19 protein-coding genes are annotated in these 18032 nt (G+C 70.7%); 12 read left to right on the top strand and 7 right to left on the bottom strand.

The genetic code is table 11. The features are described 5' to 3' along the window. Window positions 1-75 precede the first annotated feature (75 nt). Entirely contained in the window at window positions 76-645 is a 570-nt protein-coding gene (locus FGM06_RS02920; protein WP_144797370.1) for a J domain-containing protein, read from the top strand. 20 nt (window positions 646-665) lie between these two features. On the opposite strand, the gene mobA is transcribed toward FGM06_RS02920, so the two are convergent. After that, window positions 666-1367 (bottom strand): molybdenum cofactor guanylyltransferase, encoded by a 702-nt coding sequence (mobA, locus tag FGM06_RS02925; protein WP_144797372.1) that lies wholly within the window; start codon window positions 1365-1367, stop codon window positions 666-668. A 165-nt stretch (window positions 1368-1532) separates the two neighbouring features. Between mobA and pdxS the strand changes: the two genes are divergently transcribed. Together pdxS and FGM06_RS02935 are read left to right on the top strand one after the other, a co-directional pair. After that, the gene (gene pdxS / locus FGM06_RS02930) at window positions 1533-2441 is read left to right on the top strand and encodes a pyridoxal 5'-phosphate synthase lyase subunit PdxS (RefSeq protein WP_144797374.1); all 909 of its coding nucleotides are present in this window, start codon (window positions 1533-1535) and stop codon (window positions 2439-2441) included. Between the two features lie 133 nt (window positions 2442-2574). Beyond that, window positions 2575-3126, top strand: a complete 552-nt coding sequence (locus FGM06_RS02935; protein WP_144797376.1) for a hypothetical protein — start codon at window positions 2575-2577, stop codon at window positions 3124-3126. 32 nt (window positions 3127-3158) lie between these two features. On the opposite strand, the gene FGM06_RS02940 is transcribed toward FGM06_RS02935, so the two are convergent. Together FGM06_RS02940 and FGM06_RS02945 are read right to left on the bottom strand one after the other, a co-directional pair. Further along, window positions 3159-4040 carry a homoserine kinase gene (locus tag FGM06_RS02940; protein ID WP_144797378.1) on the bottom strand — a complete coding sequence of 294 codons (882 nt, stop codon included), beginning with the start codon at window positions 4038-4040 and terminating at the stop codon, window positions 3159-3161. A 139-nt stretch (window positions 4041-4179) separates the two neighbouring features. Next, window positions 4180-4431: a hypothetical protein gene (locus FGM06_RS02945; RefSeq protein WP_144797381.1), complete on the bottom strand. Its 252-nt coding sequence runs from the start codon at window positions 4429-4431 to the stop codon at window positions 4180-4182. A gap of 136 nt (window positions 4432-4567) precedes the next feature. Between FGM06_RS02945 and FGM06_RS02950 the strand changes: the two genes are divergently transcribed. From FGM06_RS02950 to FGM06_RS02960, 3 genes are all read left to right on the top strand, one after another. After that, on the top strand, window positions 4568-5842 hold the full coding sequence (locus FGM06_RS02950; RefSeq protein WP_144798512.1) for a TIGR00341 family protein: 1275 nt from the start codon (window positions 4568-4570) through the stop codon (window positions 5840-5842). Window positions 5843-6000: 158 nt separating this feature from the next. Next, entirely contained in the window at window positions 6001-8265 is a 2265-nt protein-coding gene (locus tag FGM06_RS02955) for a formate/nitrite transporter family protein (protein ID WP_144797383.1), read from the top strand. Window positions 8266-8356: 91 nt separating this feature from the next. Continuing rightward, on the top strand, window positions 8357-9124 hold the full coding sequence (locus FGM06_RS02960; protein WP_144797385.1) for an SIMPL domain-containing protein: 768 nt from the start codon (window positions 8357-8359) through the stop codon (window positions 9122-9124). 24 nt (window positions 9125-9148) lie between these two features. Here FGM06_RS02960 and FGM06_RS02965 read toward each other — a convergent pair whose 3' ends face one another. Then, the gene (locus tag FGM06_RS02965) at window positions 9149-10345 is read right to left on the bottom strand and encodes a multicopper oxidase domain-containing protein (RefSeq protein ID WP_144797387.1); all 1197 of its coding nucleotides are present in this window, start codon (window positions 10343-10345) and stop codon (window positions 9149-9151) included. 153 nt (window positions 10346-10498) lie between these two features. On the opposite strand from FGM06_RS02965, the gene FGM06_RS02970 reads away from it, so the two are divergent. Next, window positions 10499-11077, top strand: coding sequence for a YfcE family phosphodiesterase (locus tag FGM06_RS02970; RefSeq protein ID WP_144797389.1), 579 nt, complete (start codon window positions 10499-10501; stop codon window positions 11075-11077). An 85-nt stretch (window positions 11078-11162) separates the two neighbouring features. After that, entirely contained in the window at window positions 11163-11981 is an 819-nt protein-coding gene (locus FGM06_RS02975; protein WP_144797391.1) for a hypothetical protein, read from the top strand. Window positions 11982-11985: 4 nt separating this feature from the next. Here the strand turns inward: FGM06_RS02975 and FGM06_RS02980 are convergent, their stop codons facing one another. Both FGM06_RS02980 and FGM06_RS02985 read right to left on the bottom strand, forming a co-directional pair. Continuing rightward, window positions 11986-13560 carry a sensor histidine kinase gene (locus FGM06_RS02980; protein ID WP_144797393.1) on the bottom strand — a complete coding sequence of 525 codons (1575 nt, stop codon included), beginning with the start codon at window positions 13558-13560 and terminating at the stop codon, window positions 11986-11988. A 13-nt stretch (window positions 13561-13573) separates the two neighbouring features. Continuing rightward, entirely contained in the window at window positions 13574-14389 is an 816-nt protein-coding gene (locus tag FGM06_RS02985) for a DUF5806 family protein (protein ID WP_144797395.1), read from the bottom strand. Window positions 14390-14508: 119 nt separating this feature from the next. Here FGM06_RS02985 and FGM06_RS02990 point away from each other — a divergent pair, with 119 nt between their 5' ends. The 4 genes from FGM06_RS02990 to FGM06_RS03005 all read left to right on the top strand — a co-directional run bounded on the left by FGM06_RS02990 (window position 14509) and on the right by FGM06_RS03005 (window position 17176). Further along, window positions 14509-14877: a universal stress protein gene (locus tag FGM06_RS02990; RefSeq protein ID WP_144797397.1), complete on the top strand. Its 369-nt coding sequence runs from the start codon at window positions 14509-14511 to the stop codon at window positions 14875-14877. Beyond that, a complete protein-coding gene (locus FGM06_RS02995; protein WP_144797399.1) occupies window positions 14874-15446 on the top strand; it encodes a GNAT family N-acetyltransferase in 573 nt (190 codons plus the stop codon). Before FGM06_RS02990 ends, FGM06_RS02995 begins: the two co-directional genes overlap by 4 nt. 93 nt (window positions 15447-15539) lie before the next feature. Beyond that, window positions 15540-16163 carry an adenylate kinase gene (locus FGM06_RS03000; protein ID WP_144797402.1) on the top strand — a complete coding sequence of 208 codons (624 nt, stop codon included), beginning with the start codon at window positions 15540-15542 and terminating at the stop codon, window positions 16161-16163. A gap of 98 nt (window positions 16164-16261) precedes the next feature. Beyond that, window positions 16262-17176 (top strand): DUF106 domain-containing protein, encoded by a 915-nt coding sequence (locus FGM06_RS03005; RefSeq protein ID WP_144797404.1) that lies wholly within the window; start codon window positions 16262-16264, stop codon window positions 17174-17176. Between the two features lie 58 nt (window positions 17177-17234). On the opposite strand, the gene FGM06_RS03010 is transcribed toward FGM06_RS03005, so the two are convergent. After that, a complete protein-coding gene (locus FGM06_RS03010; protein WP_144797406.1) occupies window positions 17235-17942 on the bottom strand; it encodes a hypothetical protein in 708 nt (235 codons plus the stop codon). Between the last annotated feature and the right edge of the window lie 90 nt (window positions 17943-18032).

Below are 18032 nucleotides of genomic sequence, written 5' to 3' on the forward strand. Positions count from 1 at the left end.
GGGCGGGAGGAGAACCCGCCGAGCGACGGCGCGGGCCGCCGGGAGCCTTACAACGATGGACGCCTCAGTACGCGTGTGACGAATCGGACGATCATCGTCGGCATGGCGGCGACGTTCATCGGGCTGACGGCCCTGCTGCTCGTCGCCGGGGTCGTGGTCTCGCCCGTCCTGCTGGCCGTGGCCGTCCCGTTCGGCGTGGTCTCGTACTTCCTCTGGTACCACGCCAGCGGCAAGCTCCGCGATCGGGTCCGCCGGGAGGCCGCTCACGCCGGCCCGACCGAGCGCGAGCGGGCGCGACGCCGCGCCCGGACGGCCGAACACCGCCGCTCCGCGCGCCGGACCGCGGGCGCGACAGACGGCGGGTTCGGCGGCGCGGCGGCCGGCGGCGCGCGGAGCACGGGCGGTCCCGGTGCGCGCGGCCCGGGCGCTGGCGGACGACGGGACCCCCGGGACCGCGCCCCGCCGACCGCCGGGATGACCGAGCGCGACGCGTACGAGACGCTCGGCCTCAACCGGACCGCGGACCAAGAGACGATCCGCGAGACGTACCGGGAGCGGGCGAAGCGGCTCCACCCCGACGGTGAGGACGGCGACGAGGAGACGTTCAAGGAGCTGAACGAGGCGTACGAGCTCCTGAAGAACTGAGGGGCGTTGGGGGCGCGGGATTACTCCTGACCGTCGCCGTTACCGGCCGCCCCGACCGCCTCCGCGATCGCGTCCTCCGCCTCCGAGAGCTCCGCTCGGGTGTTGACGTTCGTGAACGTCCGTTCCGTCGTCCGCGAGCGGATCGCCTCGGCGCCGACGACGACCCGGTCCAGTTCCTCTAACGCCGCCAACACCTTCCGGTCGCCGCGGGCGAGCGCGCGATCACAGGCGTCGGCCATCGCGTCGGCGCGGTAGACCGCCTGCGTCGTCTGGAGCCATCGGTCGTCGAGCCGCGGGACCGCGGCCTCGCGGCCCGCCGCGTCCTCGCGGAGCGAGGCGAGGAACTCCGGGTCGACGAACGGCATGTCGCAGGCGACGACGGCGACGTACTCGGAGGGGGCGGCCCGGCAGGCGTTGCGGATCCCGGCGGTCGGCCCGAGGTCGGGCTCGCCGTCGAGCGCCCAGGTAACCGGGAGCGAGAGCCCCGCCAGCGCGGTCGCGATCGCCTCGCGCTGGTCGGGCCGGCAGTTGATCACGAGGTCGTCGACGACGGGGTCACCCTCCGATGCGCGGGCCGCACCCGGCGGGACCGGGTCGTCCGCCCCCGCGAGCCGGTCCGCGACCCGGCGGATCATCGGCGTCCCGGCGAGCGCGGCGACGGACTTGTCGCGGTCGCCGAAGCGGGTCGAGCGCCCGCCGGCGACGATGGCTCCGGTGGTCACGAACGGATCTGCGAGCGGCGGGGACTTCGCCGTTGCGGTGGCGACGGAGTCGACGTGGCGAGGCCGACATGGAAGCGGCTCACGGCGGGCTGGTACGTCGAGGAAACGCGAGTCGATTCCGGGCGAAAGCGACCCGTTAAGTGGTCGGGGAGCCACATATAGGATATGGCAGAGGACACCGACCTGGAGGGACTAAAACGCGGGACTGACCTAGTCAAGCGCGGCTTCGCACAGATGCAGAAGGGCGGAGTCATCATGGACGTCGTCAACCGCGAGCAGGCTCGGATCGCCGAGGATGCCGGGGCGGTCGCAGTGATGCACCTCGAATCGGTCCCGGCCGACATCCGCAAGCGCGGCGGCGTCGCTCGGATGGCCGACCCGGGGAAACTCGAAGAAGTCATCGAAGAGGTGTCTATTCCCGTGATGGGCAAGGCTCGGATCGGCCACACCGCCGAGGCACAGATCTTGGAAGCCGCGGGCGCCGACATGGTCGACGAGTCCGAGGTGCTGACGCAGGCCGACGACCGCTACCACATCGACAAGCGCGAGTTCACCGCTCCGTTCGTCTGCGGGGCGCGGAACCTCCCCGAGGCGCTCCGCCGTATCGACGAGGGCGCGGCGATGATCCGTACGAAGGGCGAAGCGGGAACCGGCGACGTGAACCAGGCGGTCACCCATCAGCGCAATATCCAGCGTGCTATCGGTCAGCTCGAAGGGATGGCGTACGAGGAGCGCGACGAGTGGGCCCGCGAACACGGCGCCCCCCGGGAGCTCGTCCACGAGACGGCGGACCGCGGTCGCCTCCCGGTCGTCAACTTCGCGGCCGGCGGCATCGCGACGCCCGCCGACGCCGCGCTCATGATGCAACACGGCTGTGACGGCATCTTCGTCGGGTCGGGTATCTTCGGCGCGGAGAACCCCCCGGCGATGGGCGAGTCCATCGTCGCGGCGGTCAACAACTACGACGACCCCGAGAAGCTCAAGGAGATTGCGAAGAGCCCCGGCAAGGGGATGAAGGGCCAGTCGAACGCGGACATGGCCGAAGAAGAGAAGCTGCAGGGCCGCGGCGTTTAAGTAGCATTTTCCGATTTCGGTGCGGTTTCCGCGTACGACGGGAGCGACGGGTGTCGGCGACCCATCGACGCTAAAACCACACCGGAGCGTTAGCACCCAACATAATTACTCGCGAGCCCGAAGTAGCGAGCGTATGAACCGACGAGGCTGCCTCACCGGAGCCGCGGGGTGTCTCGCGGCGGCGCTCGCGGGGTGTCTCCGAGGAACGCCCGGAGAGGAGGGTGATGACGGCGATACCGCAGACAGTGGCTGCGCGCAGACCCCGGCGACCGCCGGCGACGGCGAGGAGCGATTCCTCGCGGCGAACGAGACCCCCGAGAATCCCGGTGCCCGAGAGCTCTTGGCCGCCGTCGAGGCGGAGACCGACGGGGTGACCCGGTTCACCGACGACGGCGTCGAGCGGGTCGGGTTCAGCGAAGGCGGAGACGTCTGGGAGATCAGGTATCACGGCGCCCTCCACGCCGGAGAGGACCGGTTTCGGGATGAGATCTCGGCGCTGTCCGCGGCGTTCGCGTCGAATCGGCCGGACGGCGTGTCGCTGCGGGCCACCTCGCTCCACGAGTGCACGACCGGGACGTGGCACGTCTGCGCCGAGACCGCGGTGGCGTTCGATCGCGGAGAGCTCGACCGGGAGGCGTTCGTCGACGAGGTCTGGGAGGCCGCGGAGATCGAGAACAACTGTTGAGCGCGGCTCAGGTAGAGTCCCGTCGCCCGCCCCTACCCCTCCAACACCGTCGACCCCTTTCCGATCCGGGTCTGGTAGGCGCGGGCGTCGATGCCGGCGCCGGAGAAGGCGTCGAGCATCGCGGCCGCGATCCCTCGCCGGCGGTCCTCGCGGCAGACGGCGATGATAGCGGGGCCAGCGCCGCTGACGGTGACGCCCGCGGCGCCGGCGTCGAAGGCGGCGGCGCGAACCTCGTCGTATCCCGTGATGAGACGTGCGCGCTCCGGGGTGACGACGGGGTCGTTCATGCCGGCGCCGACGAGGGCGGGGTCGGAGCGACACATCCCGATGGCGAGCGTCGCCGCGTTCCCGACGGTCTCGACGAGGTCGTCCATCGGCGCGCTATCGGGGACGACTCGGCGCGCGTCCCGAGTGGAGACCGCGACGTCGGGGAGACAGACGACGAGCGGGACCGCGGCGTCGACCGCGTGGGTCGCCTCGCTCGTCGTCACCGTGAACCCGCCGAGGATCGAGGGCGCGACGTTGTCCGAGTGCGCGACGCCGGAGACGACCGCCTCCCCCTCCGCGGCGATCGGGACCAGCTCGGAGCGGGAGAGCCCGCGGTCGTACAGCCGGTTGAGCGCGACCGCGGCGCCCGCGGCGCTGGCGGCCGAGGAACCGAGCCCGGAGGCCGGGCGGACACCCTTGTCGATGTGGATGCGAGCGGGCGCGTCGAGGGCCTCGACGACCGCGCCGACCGTGTTCTTCTCGGGGTCCTCGGGGATGTACTGCGCGCCGACGCCGGTGACCTCGATCGTCGTCTCCGCCGCCTTCTCGACGGTGACGACGTCGGCCGGCCGCGTGAGGGCCGCCCCGAACACGTCGAACCCGCTGCCGAGGTTCGCGCTCGTGGCGGGTGCCCGTACCGTGACCATGGCGAGAGGTGTCGCCCGGGGTGCAAAAAGGAGCGGGATCGAACAACGACGGACGGGAGCGACGACCGGCTCCGACCGCGCCGCTGGGTGGGGAGCGAGCGGAGCGACGAAAAGGGCCGCAAACGGTGGCGCGCGCCGATCAGCTATCGGCCATCGTCCACAGCAGCGCGCCGATAAGCATGAGCGGAATCCCGATCAGGATGTACGTCTTGGGCATCGTCGTGTACGGCGCCACGAAGAAGATCAGCCCGAAGCCGGCGAAGACGGAGGCGATCACGCGCTGGGACTTCAGCGGCGCGGCTCCGAGCAGCGAGACGATGAACCCGAGCAGTATGACGTGCCCGAGATGGTAATCGAGCAGGAACGTGTCGATAGCCAGCGGCGAGAGCATTCTTGTCCGAAGGTGCGAGGGATTCGCGCATTAAAGTTCCGTTTCTCGCGAGGCCGGTCGGAGGTCGGCCCGCCGTCCCCACCGCCCGATATAAGAGCCGGCGGCGCGACCACCCACCGTGCGACTCGTTCAGGTCATGATCCCGGCGGGGAAGCGCGCGGCCGTGGTCCGCGCGCTCGACGAGGAGGGGGTCGACTACGTCGTCACCGACGAGACGAGCGGGCGCGAGTACACCGCGGTCGCGACGTTCCCGCTCCCCACCGCCGCGGTCGAGCCCGTCCTCGAACGCCTCCGCGAGGCGGGGATCGACGAGAGCACCTACACCGTCATCGTCGCAGCCGAGACCGTCATCTCCCGGCGGTTCGAGGCGCTCGAGGAGGAGTACGCCGAGGAGTCCGAGCGCGGCGGCGACCGGATCTCCCGCGAGGAGCTGCAGGCGAAGGCGGACGACCTCGCCTCCGGGCTCGGGACCTACGTGCTGATGACCGTCATCTCGGCGGTGATCGCGACCGCCGGCCTCCTGCTCGACTCGCCGGCGACCGTCGTGGGGTCGATGGTGATCGCCCCCCTGATCGGTCCCGCGATGTCGGCGGCGATCGGCACCGTCGTCGACGACGAGGAGATGTTCCGGCGCGGCGTGCGGATGCAGGTGCTCGGCGTCGTCGTCGCGGTGGGGGCCGCGACGCTGTTCGCGTTCGCGATCCGGTCTCTGGCGCTCGTACCCCCCGGGATCGACCCGCTCGAACTCGCCGAGGTCTCCGAGCGGCTCGCCCCGAACGTCCTGGTGCTCGTCGTGGCTATCGGCGCCGGCGTCGCCGGGATCGTGTCGCTGATGACGGGCGTCTCCGCGACGCTCGTCGGCGTGATGATCGCGGTGGCGCTCATCCCGCCGGCGGCCGCCGTCGGCATCGGGATCGCCTTTCAGATCCCCCGGCTCGTGGTCGGCGCGGGCGTGATCGTCGCGGTGAACGTCCTCTCGATCAACCTCTCGGCGCTGGTGGTGCTGTGGTACGAGGGGTACCGGCCCCAGCGGTGGTTCCGCGAGGACGACGCGCGAGCGGCGTTCGTGAAACGCGTCGCGGTCCTCGTCGCCGCCATCGCGGTGCTGTCGGTGTTCCTCGGCGGAGTCACGTACGACTCGTACGTCGCCTCGACGACCGAGGCCGACGTCCGGACCGCCGTCGGCGACGAGCTGGCCGCGATGGACGCCGGGATGGAGCTGATCGAACTCGAGGTCGAGCGCGGCGGAACCGTCCCGCCCCTCGACACCGAGCGCGTGGTGGTCACGGTCGGGGCGCCCCCGGGCAGCGACGTCGGGGGAGTCGCCGAGGCCCTCGACCGCCGGATCGAGGCGACGATCCGGGAGGACGTGCGGGTGGAGGTGCGGCTCGTGACGGTCGAGCGCGCCTGATCCGGCGCCGCGGCGGCGTACCGACCGACCGATCCGGTTTCTCGGCGAATGCGGGGAAAGCTCGGGTCGATCCCGAACAGAACACCAGGATCGGCGGTTTCGCGGGCACATGCCGAAAGTGGAAGTACTTTTTAACGCGGCCCGAGTGCCGTAGCACAGTGACCGATTCGAAACGGCCCGACGACGACTCGATACGCGAGGTCGTCGAGCGCTCCCAGAGCGGAGCGCCGGCGGTCGGCGAGGCGGTCCGAGACCGCTTCTCGTCGGACGAGGTGTTCCAGCGGATCGTCGCCGCCGCGGACGAGGAGGTGACCTCCGGCGGACGCGAACTGTTCTTCAGCGGCGTCGCCGCGGGGCTGGCGATCACGATCACGTTCATGCTGTACGTCTCGCTGACCGCCGCCACCGACACCCACCCGATCCTGAGCGTCCTCCTCTATCCGCTCGGGTTCGTCTACATCATCATCGGGGGGTACCAGCTGTACACCGAGAACACGCTCCCGCCGGTGGCGCTGACCCTGGAACGGCTCGCCAGCCTGCCGACGCTGCTGCGCCACTGGGGGATCGTCCTCGCCGGGAACTTCACGGGGGGCGCGTTCGGCGCGATCGTGCTCTCGTACGGCGGCGTCTTCTCGGAGGAGGGCGTCGTCGACGCCGCGATCTACATCTCGACGGGCGGGCTCGACGTCGGCTTCTGGCCGCTCTTCTTCAAGGCCGCGATGGCCGGACTCATCGTCGCCGGCGTCGTCTGGGTCGGCTTCGCCTCCACCAACTCCGTCACCCGCCTGCTCGTCGTCTACCTCGCGTTCCTCGCGATCCCGCTCGGAAACCTCTACCACGTCGTGGTCTCGTTCACCGAGGTGCTGTACCTGCTGTTCGCGCAGCAGCTCGGGCTGTACACCGGCGGGATCACCCTCGCCGGCGGGCTCGGCGGCTTCGTCCTCCCGGTGCTTCTGGGCAACACCATCGGCGGGGTGGTGCTCGTCACGATCGTGAACTACTTCCAGACCAGCGAGGAGCGGTTAGAGGAGGCGCGCTTCGAGGGGATGAACCGCCGGCTGACGGTGCCAGAATGGGTGCTCGGCCGGGCCGCGGGGCGCTCGTACGTCCCGATCCTGGACGCCACGGAGGCGACGCTGTTCGCCAACGAGGGCCACCGGATCATGGTCCCGATCACGAACCCGCGGACCGACGGGCCGATCGTCGAGCTCGCGAGCCGCCTCGCGAGCGACCACGAGGACGGGCTCGTCCACATCGTCCACGTCGTGCAGGCGCCGGAGCGGATGTCGCTGTCGGCCGGCGCGGGCCGGATCGCCGACGTCTCCGAGGAGGGGATGGCCGGCCTCCGCGACACCGCCGAGGGGTACGACGTCGACGTCTCCACGTCGACCGTCGTCTCGCACCGCTCGTTCGAGGAGGTGTTCAACATGGCCCGCCGGACCCGCCCGGAGGCCGTGCTGATGGGCTGGGGCGAGGACCAGCTGTGGAGCGCCGCCCGCGCGGAGCGCCCGATCGACGAGCTCACCAACCAGCTCCCCTGCGACTTCCTCATCCTGAGCGAGAGCGACCTCGACACCTCGAAGGTGCTCCTCCCCACCTCCGGGGGGCCGGACTCGGCGCTCGGCGCGGAGGTCGCGAGCGTGCTCTCGCGGACCGCCGGCGCCGAGGTGACGGTGTTACACGTCGTCGACGGTCCGGAGAACCGAACCGCTGGCGAGGGATTCCTCGCCAACTGGGCGACCGAGCACGGCCTCACAGACGCGAGGACGGTCGTCGACGACGGCGGCGACGTCGAGGACGCGATCGCGCGAGAGGCCGCGAACAACACCCTCGTCATCATCGGAGCGACCGAGAAGGGGCTCCTCTCCCGGCTCGTCTCGAACTCGCTGCACCTGGACGTGATCCACGACGTCGACTGCTCGGTGCTGCTCGCCGAGCGCCCCAGCAGCCGCTCGATCCGCGAGCGGCTGTTCGGCTCGGGACGACGGGTCTCCGGCCCGCCGGACGGCGGGGTCGAGCGCGACCCCGACGCGTCGCAAGGAGCCGAGCTCTCCGGCCCCGACGACTCCGGCCCCGCGCCGCTCGCGGTCAGCGGCTCGGACGACGGGGGAGACGCCGAGGACGAGGAGTTCACGGCGGAGGAAACCGACGACGAGCCGGCCGAGCCGGCGGTGATCACCGACCACGAGGACCCTGACGAGAGCGACGGCGACGGCGACGAGGGCGACGACGAGGACAACGGTGGAGGAGAGGGTCCCCCGCCGGAGCGGTCGGTCGTCACCGATCACGAGGATCCGGACGGCGATGACGCCGACGGGGAGACGGACGGCATGGAAGACGAGACGGACGGCATGGAAGACGAGACGGACGGCATGGAAGACGAGACGGACGGCATGGAAGACGAGACGGACGACAGGGCGTGATCGACCGCGACGCGGGACGACGCGTCCGATAGCGCAAACGGCTCTTTGTCTCACCGGCGACTTATTGTGCGTCCCCGGCGACGACCCGGGTATGGATCGAAAACTGGCGACCGCGGCCGGGCTCGTGCTGCTCGTCGCGCTGGCGGGCTGCGCGGGGCTCCCCGGCTCGACCGGAGAGGCGGGGACCGCCGCGAACGCGGCCCCGGGCGAGGAACCGGCACTCGACAGGAGCATCGAAGTGACCGCGGACGGCGAGGCCACGGCCCAGCCGGACCGCGCCACGGTCCGCGTGGCGGTGACCGCGACGGGCGACGACTCGGCGGCGGTCCGCGACGAGCTCTCCGCCGCGGACGAGTCGCTCCGGGCGGCGCTGACCGACTGGGGGCTCACCGAGGACGACATCCGGACGGAGCGGTACGACGTGCGCGAGTCCTACGAGACGCGGGAGAATCCGGATCGCACGACGTACCAGGGCGTCCACAGCTACGCGCTGACGATCGACGACGTGGACGCGGTCGGCGAGGTCATCGACGTCGCGATCGACGGGGGCGCCGACGAGGTGGAGCGGATCGAGTTCGGGCTGAGCGAGGAGCGGGAGCGCGAGGTGCGCGCGCAGGCGATCGAGAACGCGATGGCGAACGCCGACGACGACGCGGCCGTGCTCGCGAACTCGAGCGGGCTAGAGGTCACCGGCGCGTACCGCGTCTCCACCGCGGACGCCGGCGTGACGCCGTACCGGATCGCCGAGAGCGCGATGGCCGGGGGCGGAGACGGCGGCGACGCCGCGACCGGCGTCGAGACCGGCGACGTGAGCGTGCGCGTCAGCGTCAACGTCGTCTACGGAGCGGAACAGGTCTGAGACGCCTCCGAACCGACTCTCTCCTCAGGCCTCGTAGCCGGCCATCTCCATCACGGACGCGAACTGTTCGGTGTCCGTGACGCTCTCGTACACCATCCCGCCGATCATTCCGCCGGGGTAGGTGTCGCCGTTCATCGCGTGGTTCACCTTGTGGCAGTGGAGCGCGTACACGCCGGGATCGGCGTCGGCGGTGAACTCGATCGTCTTCCGCTCGGCGGGCGCGATCGGGATCACGTCCTCGCGGTGGCGCGCGGACTCCGGGATGACGCCGCCGTCCTTCTCGACGACGGTGAACCCGTGGTTGTGGGTGTGCATCGCGTGCGACTCGTAGCCGGCGTTGACGTAGTGGATCCGCACCCGGTCGCCCTCCTCGACGATCAGCGGCGACCCCTGCTCGGGGTGGAAGGTGTACGGCGCGGAGCGCCCGTTCACGGTGAACGCGTCCGGGTTGCGGTCGCGGTGGCTGAAGTCGACGTCGCCGCCGGCCGTCGAGGCCGAGAGGCGCGTGTCCCAGTCTTTGATCGTCATGAACGCCTCCTTGTCGGGGGCCTCGTACCCCTCCGGGTCGACGCGGAGGATCCCGTACATCCCCATGTCGAGGTGGTTCTGCGTCTGGTAGTGGCAGTGGTAGAAGTGCGTCCCGGGCTGGTTCGCGGTGATCTCGTAGGTGTGCTCCTCGCCCGGCGCGACCTGCTGGCCGGTCGTCGTCGGGACCCCGTCGTCCATCCAGCTCTTCGAGAGCCCGTGGACGTGGAACGTGTGCGGCCGGTTGTGCTCCGAGTTGTCGTAGGTGATCTCCATGTCGGTCCCCTCGGTCACGCGGAGCAGCGGGCCGGGGACGCTGGGGTCCGTGTCCGGCGTCTGCCACGCCCAGACCTCGGGCAGCTCCCACGGGCCGCCCTTCGTCTCGTCGCCGAGCAGCTGGTGGCGGCACGGCGTCGTCGACACCGTGATCGCGCCGTCCCGCTCGTCGAGGTCGATCGTCGTCCGCGGGGTCGTGTACGGGTGGTCCGTCTCCACGTCGGTGGCGTCGCTCCCGGACCACTCCTCGACCTGTTCGGCCGCCGCCCCGGTGCCGGCCGCGTTCTCCGCGGCCGCGGTGCTCTCGGCCCGCGGGGCGCCGCAGCCGGCGATCCCGACCGTCCCCAGCGCCGCGGCCGCCGAGAGGAACCCGCGTCTGGAAGCCGTGCGTCGACCGGTTTCGTCTCCGTCTCTCGTCATGGCCGAACATGAACGGCGAATCGGCTTAAAAAGGAAACCGGATCCACGGATCGTGAGAACGCGGTCTCCGGTCGGTTCATTTATATATCACCGAGCGTCCGCGAACCGTCGGCCGACATTTATTGTCGCGGGACGTCACCGTCGACGCGACCAATGCGGATCGGCATCGTCTCCGACACCCACGACGACCTCGCCGCCGTCGAGGCGGCCGTAGCGCTGTTCGACCGCGAGGGTGTCGACGCCGTCGTCCACTGCGGCGACTTCGTCGCCCCCTTCTCCGTGGCGCCCTTCGACGTCGACGGCGACGACCCCGACGCCGGCTTCGACTTCCACGCCGTCCGCGGCAACAACGACGGGGAGTGGGCGGTGCAGTCGACCGTCGAGGCGTTCGGCACCTACCACGGGGAGGCCGGGACGCTCTCGTTCGGGGACGGGGACGCCGAACGAGCGGGTGACGGCGACCCCGTCGACGTCGCGGTCACCCACGGGACGAGCGGCGTCGTCGTCGACGCCCTCGTCGACTGCGGCGACTACGACTACGTGTTCCACGGCCACACCCACGCGCACGGCGTCGAGGAGCGCGACGGGACGGTCCGGGTGAACCCCGGCGGCTTACCCATCCCGGTCGACGGCGCCGACGATGTCTTCCGCGTCGCGGTCCTCGACGTCGGGGCGGACGCCGACGGGGCGACCGGCGCCGACGCGGTGACGCACCACGCGCTCGACGTGTGAGCGCTGGCCCCGACGCCGCGAGCGAGACGCAAACGGGCGCTTGTCCCATCGAGGACCTTTTGAGGTGTCAGTCGAAGAAGGTTTTATGGACAGACGCGCGCTCCTCGTCGCGGCGGGCGGCGCGGCAAGCGCTCTCGCCGGCTGCGCCGACCTCGTCACGCTCGGCGACCCGACCGTCGCCGAGCGCGCCCTCCCCGAGCGGCCCGCGGACCTCTCGCCCGAGTCGGTCGCGGCGTACGTCGCCGAGTACGAGGAGGTCCGCGCGCACAACCGGCACGCGAGGGAGGGGGCGACCGAGGTGAGCGTCGACGCCGTCGCGACGTTCGACCACGCCTCGGGCGACGAGCGCTTCGCGACCGCCCAGCACGCCGGCACGGTCTACTACGAGGAGGACGGCGCCCGGTCGGTGGGGGAGCTGTACGGCCGCCCGGTGCCGTATCTGGTCGCCCCCGACCGGACGCTTCGGATGCCGGTGGAGCGGCGGCGGGTCGGGTCCGACGGGTCCGACCGCCCGCCGGACGAGACGGCGTCGCCGCCGCTCGGCGTCCGGCTGTGCAACGTCACCGGCGAGCCGCGCGAGTTCGCGGTGACGGTCGACCGGCGGAGCGCGCCGGACGAGCCTGACGCGGGAGGCGGCGTCAGCGGCGATCTCACCGACGAGAGCGACGACCCGGTCCTCTCGGCGACGGTCGAGCTCGAGCCGAAGAGCGCCGTGGAGCTCCTGGAGGTCACCAGCGTCCGCGGCGGCTACCGCGTCGTCGCCAGCATGGAGGACCACGGCGTCACCGGACAGGGCCGGATCGAGGTCGGGCTGCCGAGCGCCGACCGCGGCCCCAACGTCGACGTCGTGGTCGGCGAGAGCGGCGTCTCCGCGTGGCACCTCCCTTCCTTCGAGGGGATCTGAGCGGTCAGTCGGCGGCGTCGTCGCCAGCCGCTGGAACGTCGGCGGCGTCCGCCGCCTCGATCCCGCGGAACTCGAAGCGCGCGCCGCCGTCCTCCGCGTCGACGAGTTCGAGCGACCAGCCGTGCGCCTCGGCCACCTCCGCGACGATCTTCAGGCCGAAGCCGGTCCCGTCCCGGTCGGTCGACACGCCCGCGTCGAACGCGTCCTCGCGCACCGACTCGGGGACTCCGGGCCCGTCGTCGGAGACGTAGAAGCCGACCGTCCCGTTCTCGGCGTCGAGCGCCCCCACCTCGACGCGGACGTCCGGACCGGCGTGAGCGACCGCGTTGGCGAACAGGTTCTCCAGGGCCTGTCGGAGCCGGCTCCCGTCCGCGCGCAGCGCGAGGTCGTCGCCGACAACCAGTTCGGCGGCCACCGTGTCGACGTTCGCCCAGCACTCCTCGGCCAGCGCCGCGAGGGACACCGCCTCGGTCTCGTCGATCGCGGTGCCCTGTCTGGCGAGCGTGAGCATGTCCTCGACGAGCGCGCCCATCCGGTCGAGCGAGCGCGCGACGGCGTCGATCTCCGACGGCACCGTCTGCGTCTCCTCCAGTCGGGCGCGGACCAGTTCGAGGTTGCCGGCCGCGACGTTGAGGGGGTTCCGGAGGTCGTGGGAGACGAGGCCGGCGAACTCCTCGAGCCGGTCGCGCTCGCGGGCGACCTCGTCCTCGCGGGCTCGGAGCTGTCGCTCGCGCTCGATCCGGACGAACACCATCGTCACGGTCGCGGCCCAGATCCGCGCGACCGCGAGGTCGGAGTCGTCGAACGCGTCGGGCTCGGTGGCGCCGACGTTGATGACGCCGTAGCGACCGAGCGGGAGCACGAGCTCGCTCCGGATCGGCGAGTCGGGGTTGTACCGGTCCGGGTCCGTCTCCGTGTCGGCGACGTACTCCGGCTCCCCTGACTCGAACACCTGCCAGGAGATGCTCCGCTCGTCCGCCGAGAAGGCGGGATGCTCGCCCACGACCTCGTCGGCCGCGTCGGTCCACACGAGCGGTTCGAGCGCGTCTCGGTCTTCGTCGTACAGCCAGATCCCCGCGATCGGGTGGCCGAGCACCTCTTCGACGTAGTCGACGGCGGCCGCCGCGGCGACCTCGCGGTCGGTCGTCTTCAGGAGGTCCTGCGTCGCCTCGTGGAGCGCCTCCAGCGTCCGCGTCCGGCGGCGGATCTCGGCCTGCTGTGCCCGCCGCTCGCGCACGTCGACGACGGTGACGACGAGGTACGTCTCGCCCCCCTGCTCGAACGGGCCGAGGCTGATCGTGACGGGGAACTCGGTTCCGTCCCGCCGCCGCGCCGTCAGGTCGAGGCTCGCGGCCATGGACCGCGGCTCGGGGTCGGCGACGTGACCGTAGAGTTCGGCGCCGGCCGAGCCGCCGGCCGCGTCGTAGAGCAGTCGCTCGACGTCGGTCCCCTCCAGATCCGCCGGTGGATGGCCGAACACGGCCTCGACGCGGGAGTTGCCGGCGCGGACGACGCCGTCGGTGTCCACGATCAGCACCGGGTCGGGAAGGCCGCCGAGCGCCTCCGGGAATCGCTCCATTCGCTTCCGCCTCCTACTCCTCGGCCGGCTCGTGGACGTGCCCGCACTCGGGGCACCGGACCTCCTCGCCGCGGAGGCCGGCCGAGGAGGCGCGCACCTCGCGCATCACCTCGCTGATCTTGTCCTCGGCCTCCAGCTCGTCGGCGACGGCGAGGTCGACGCCCTCGACCTCCAGGAGGAACTTCGCGACCTCCGTCACCTCGTACATCATCTCGTCTAAGTCCTCGGCGGTGAAGAAGCCGGACATCGCCCCGTAGAGGAACGTCGCGCCCGCCTTCGTCACCTTCTCCTCGAACGAGTAACGCGCCTGGTTGACCGCCTGCGGCGTGTACGTGTCGGTCATGAAGGGGACGAGCTCCGGGAGGTTCTCGCCGATCTTCGTCATCTCGACGCCCGTCTCGGTGCGGAAGTCGGCGCAGAGCCGCGCGATCGCCCACTCCCGGGCCGTGACGTACGTCCGGTCGCGGAGGAACTCGTTGACGCGCTCGTAGCGGGCGCCGTCCATCTTCTTGAACCGCTCGTACTTGCGGACCTCCGGCGGGAGGTCGGCGTCGGCGGCGTCGGCGGCGTCGGTCGCGTCGTTGCCGCCGTCTGCTGTGGTGTCGCCGTCGGCGGTACCGCTGTCGGATTCGGCGTCGATCCCGTCGGAAGCGTCCCCATCGGAAGCGTCCCCGCCCGAAACTTCCTCGTCGGGAGGGGCCTCGCCGTCGGTCGGAGCGGACGCCTCGCCGAGGGACCCCTGACTCCCCTCGTCGCCGACCGGCGGCTCGCTGGCGGGGTCCGACCCCGCGTCGGCGTCGTCCGACGCGGAACCGGGCTGGTCGTTCATGTCCGTACCAACCTGACCCCCGAACAAAAGGGTTGTCGCTGTCGGCGGTCGGTTCGACGGGGACACCGGACCGCGATCGCGGAGATCCATTTTTGTACCGTCGTGTGGACGTGCGTCGTATGAAGGTGCTCTGCGGGATCGGCGGCAGCGACGACTCGTTCCGCGCGCTCGATCGGACCGTCGAGCGGGCGGCGGTCGCGAGCGACGACCTCACCGTCGCGGTGGTCGACAACGAGGACTCTGGAGTCCCCCCCGAAGAAGTGATACGGCGCGCCGGAGACGCGATCGACGACGCGGGGATCGACGCCGACGTGAGGCGGGTCGAGGGCGACCCCGGGAGCCGGCTGGTGGAGATCGCGGAGACGGAGGAGTTCGAGGAGATCGTCCTCGGCGGGGGGCACACGAGCCCGATGGGGAAGATCACGATCGGACCGATCGCCGAGTTCGTCCTGTTGAACGCCAAGACATCGGTCACGCTGGTCAGATGAGCGACCGACGCTACCCGGACGCGGTCGCCGACGAGTTCCCCGTCCCCCCCACCGAGTTCACCGACCGGGAGGACCGGACCGTCGAGATCCGACCGTACGACGGCGGCGAGGCCGCCTACGAGTCGCTCGTCGCGATGTACGACGCCTTCGATCCGGCCGACCGCGCGCAGGGGATCCCCCCCGGCGGGGAGGAGCGCATCCGGGAGTGGCTGGACGCGATCCTCGGCGGCGACTGCTACAACGTGATCGCGTGGTGCGGCGACGAGGTCGCCGGCCACGCGACGCTGGTACCCGACGGCGACGCCTACGAGCTGGCGATCTTCGTCCACCAGGAGTACCAGCGCGCCGGGATCGGCACCCACCTCATCCGCGGGCTGCTCGGCCACGGGCAGGCCGAGGGGGTCCGGAAGGTGTGGCTCACCGTCGAGCGGTGGAACCGCGCGGCCGTCTCGCTGTACAAGAAGATCGGCTTCGAGACCTCCGACGCCGAGAGCTTCGAGCTGGAGATGGGGCTCCGGCTGAACGAGGGGGAAGAGGGCGACGGGATCGACGAGGGCGACGGGGCGTAGCGCCGCCGCCGCGCCCACGGGGCGACCGCCTCCCGACGCCCCTCGCTCGCCGGGATCTTCAAGCCTTTACGTGCGGCGGGCGAGCGCTCCGGTATGAGTCACCGAATTCTTCTGCTGGGGGCGCCCGGCGCCGGAAAGGGGACGCAGAGCGCGAAGCTCGCCGAGGAGTACGGCGTCGAGCACGTCACGACCGGCGACGCGCTCCGCGCGAACAAGGACATGGAGACGGAGTACGGGACGCCGCGCTCGTTCATGGAGGCGGGCGAGCTCGTCCCCGACCCGGTCGTCAACGAGATCGTCCGGGCCGCGCTCGAGGAGGCCGACGGGTTCGTGCTGGACGGCTACCCGCGCAACCTCGACCAGGCCGAGTACCTCTCGGAGATCACCGACCTCGACGCCGTGATCTACCTCGCCGTCGACGAGGAGGTGCTCGTCGACCGGCTCACCGGCCGCCGGGTGTGCGACGACTGCGGCGCGAACTTCCACGTCGACTTCCAACCCCCCGAGGAGGCGGGCGTCTGCGACGAGTGCGGCGGCGAGCTGATCCAGCGCGAGGACGACACCGAGGAGACGGCGCGCGAGCGGCTCCAGGTCTTCTACGACAACACCGAGCCCGTGGTCGACCACTTCCGCGACGAGGGAGTCCTCGTCGAGGTCGACGGCGAGGCGACGCCGGACGAGGTCTTCGACCGGATCCGCGACGTCGTCGAGGCGTAAGGAGAACGCGCCTCCTCGGGGAGGACCGCGTTCCCCGAGGGCGACCCGCGCCGGCGATCCTACAAGGTTCTTAACCGTCGGCCGCTAACCGACCGATAATGAGCAAGGTCGAACGGAGAGTCCGCTCGCTCGTCAACGAGGACGGCGAGATGCGGGACGCCCTGGAGGTCGTCTTGGACCGCGCCACCGACGGCGAGGTCCAGTGGGTCGACGTCCGCGACGAGATCACCAGCGGCCAGTGGGGCCGCCTCATCGAGAAGGAGATCCTCGTGGACGGCGAGCGCGGCTTCGCACTGGCCGACCCCGACGGGATCGAGGCGGGGATGACCAGTGACGGCGGCGGAGGCGGCGGCGGCAGCGACGTCGAGACACCGGAGACGACGTCGTGGACGAAGTGGGACAAGCTCGCCGCCGTCGCAACCATCGGCGCCTTCGTCGGGTACGCCGTCGGCCCCGTCCGGGACACGATCGCGGGGGCGATCGACGTCGTCCTCGGCCCGCTGCTGAACGTCGTCCCCTTCTACGTCGTCATCATGGTGATCGCGCTCGGGACCGGGATGTACTCCACGCTGCTTCGCGCGGGACTCATGGACATGGAGAAGATGAGCCAGTACCAGGAGCGGATGCAGGACATCCAGGAGCGGCGCAAGGAGGCGAAGGAGCGCGACGACGACGCGGCGTTAGACGCCATCCAGGAGGAGCAGATGGACGCGATGGGCGACCAGCTCGGGATGTTCAAAGAGCAGTTCCGCCCGATGGTGTGGATCATGTTCCTCACCATCCCGGCGTTCCTGTGGATGTTCTGGGTGATCGGCTACCGTGGCTCCGACTCCGCCTACCCGGAGATCGCGGCCCAAGAGCTCGTGGTGCCGCTCGCCGGGACCGTCACGTGGGACACGGGGATCGTCGGCCCGATCCAGATGTGGATCCTCTGGTACTTCCTCTGCTCGATGGCGTTCACCCAGCTCGTCCAGAAGAGCCTCAACATCCAGATGTCGCCGTCGACGTCGTAATTCCGCGTTCGACGCGCTATCCGTGTCGGGGGCCGCGGATTTCAACGGCACCGACTCTTCATTCGGTATCGGTTGCGGCGTTTCGAACCGCCTCGAGAGCGAGTCCGAGGGCGAGTGCGCCGGCGAACAGAAGGACGGTTCCCCCGACGACGGCCGTTTCGGCGATCCGCGGGATCTGCGCTACGACCGACGCGAATACCCGGACGTCGAGCGCGACCACGGCGACGGCGCCGACCCCGTTGAACGCCATGTCGAGAGCCGTATCGCGTAGCCCGTAGTATTCGAGCACCGGCGGTCTGTCGATGTACTCGCCTAGTTCGCGGGCGGCCAGTTCCACGAGCTCCCAGACGACGCCGGCGCCGAGCGTGAACAGGAGGGTGAAAAGGACCGCGTAGGGGCCCGTGACGTGCGATCCGAGCGCGGCCGGGGTCTGGAGGGTCGCGTAGACGAGTGCTGCGACGAGAGCGGCGGAGACGGTGTGTGTGAGATGGTCCCACCACGAAACGGTGTCGTACCATCCCAGCATCCCCAGCATATGGAGGAAGCCCGCGACGGCGATCCACGCGGAGAGCCCGGGGCCGAACGCGACGTCAGCCCCGCCGCTAAACGCGATCGCGAATTCGGTGAGCGTCGGAAGGGCGGCGACGGCGAGGGACGCGATCCCGTTCACGACCGCTTGTAGGTTCCGAGACAGCAGCCCGATCAGGACCGTTCCGAAGATCCCCGCCAAGAAGCCGTAGAACACGGGTTGCAGAACGTTCGTCATGAGATGGCGGGCGGGAGTGTGGTGCAGTGGTCGTCGTGTCCGGGGGCTCCTCGCAGTCGGCTCACGCTCTCGTCGGAGGGGGTGGCTCTT

Origin of the sequence: Halorubrum depositum (assembly GCF_007671725.1) — an archaeon.
Lineage (GTDB): Archaea > Halobacteriota > Halobacteria > Halobacteriales > Haloferacaceae > Halorubrum > Halorubrum depositum.

Excerpts from the sequence above, each read along its gene's own strand:
- pdxS (WP_144797374.1), top strand. The coding sequence starts at position 1,533 with ATGGCAGAGGACACCGACCTGGAGGGACTAAAACGCGGGACTGACCTA.
- FGM06_RS02935 (WP_144797376.1), top strand. The coding sequence starts at position 2,575 with ATGAACCGACGAGGCTGCCTCACCGGAGCCGCGGGGTGTCTCGCGGCG.
- FGM06_RS02940 (WP_144797378.1), bottom strand. The coding sequence starts at position 4,040 with ATGGTCACGGTACGGGCACCCGCCACGAGCGCGAACCTCGGCAGCGGG.
- FGM06_RS02945 (WP_144797381.1), bottom strand. The coding sequence starts at position 4,431 with ATGCTCTCGCCGCTGGCTATCGACACGTTCCTGCTCGATTACCATCTC.
- FGM06_RS02950 (WP_144798512.1), top strand. The coding sequence starts at position 4,568 with ATGATCCCGGCGGGGAAGCGCGCGGCCGTGGTCCGCGCGCTCGACGAG.
- FGM06_RS02960 (WP_144797385.1), top strand. The coding sequence starts at position 8,357 with ATGGATCGAAAACTGGCGACCGCGGCCGGGCTCGTGCTGCTCGTCGCG.
- FGM06_RS02965 (WP_144797387.1), bottom strand. The coding sequence starts at position 10,345 with ATGACGAGAGACGGAGACGAAACCGGTCGACGCACGGCTTCCAGACGC.
- FGM06_RS02970 (WP_144797389.1), top strand. The coding sequence starts at position 10,499 with ATGCGGATCGGCATCGTCTCCGACACCCACGACGACCTCGCCGCCGTC.
- FGM06_RS02975 (WP_144797391.1), top strand. The coding sequence starts at position 11,163 with ATGGACAGACGCGCGCTCCTCGTCGCGGCGGGCGGCGCGGCAAGCGCT.
- FGM06_RS02980 (WP_144797393.1), bottom strand. The coding sequence starts at position 13,560 with ATGGAGCGATTCCCGGAGGCGCTCGGCGGCCTTCCCGACCCGGTGCTG.
- FGM06_RS02985 (WP_144797395.1), bottom strand. The coding sequence starts at position 14,389 with ATGAACGACCAGCCCGGTTCCGCGTCGGACGACGCCGACGCGGGGTCG.
- FGM06_RS02990 (WP_144797397.1), top strand. The coding sequence starts at position 14,509 with ATGAAGGTGCTCTGCGGGATCGGCGGCAGCGACGACTCGTTCCGCGCG.
- FGM06_RS02995 (WP_144797399.1), top strand. The coding sequence starts at position 14,874 with ATGAGCGACCGACGCTACCCGGACGCGGTCGCCGACGAGTTCCCCGTC.
- FGM06_RS03000 (WP_144797402.1), top strand. The coding sequence starts at position 15,540 with ATGAGTCACCGAATTCTTCTGCTGGGGGCGCCCGGCGCCGGAAAGGGG.
- FGM06_RS03005 (WP_144797404.1), top strand. The coding sequence starts at position 16,262 with ATGAGCAAGGTCGAACGGAGAGTCCGCTCGCTCGTCAACGAGGACGGC.
- FGM06_RS03010 (WP_144797406.1), bottom strand. The coding sequence starts at position 17,942 with ATGACGAACGTTCTGCAACCCGTGTTCTACGGCTTCTTGGCGGGGATC.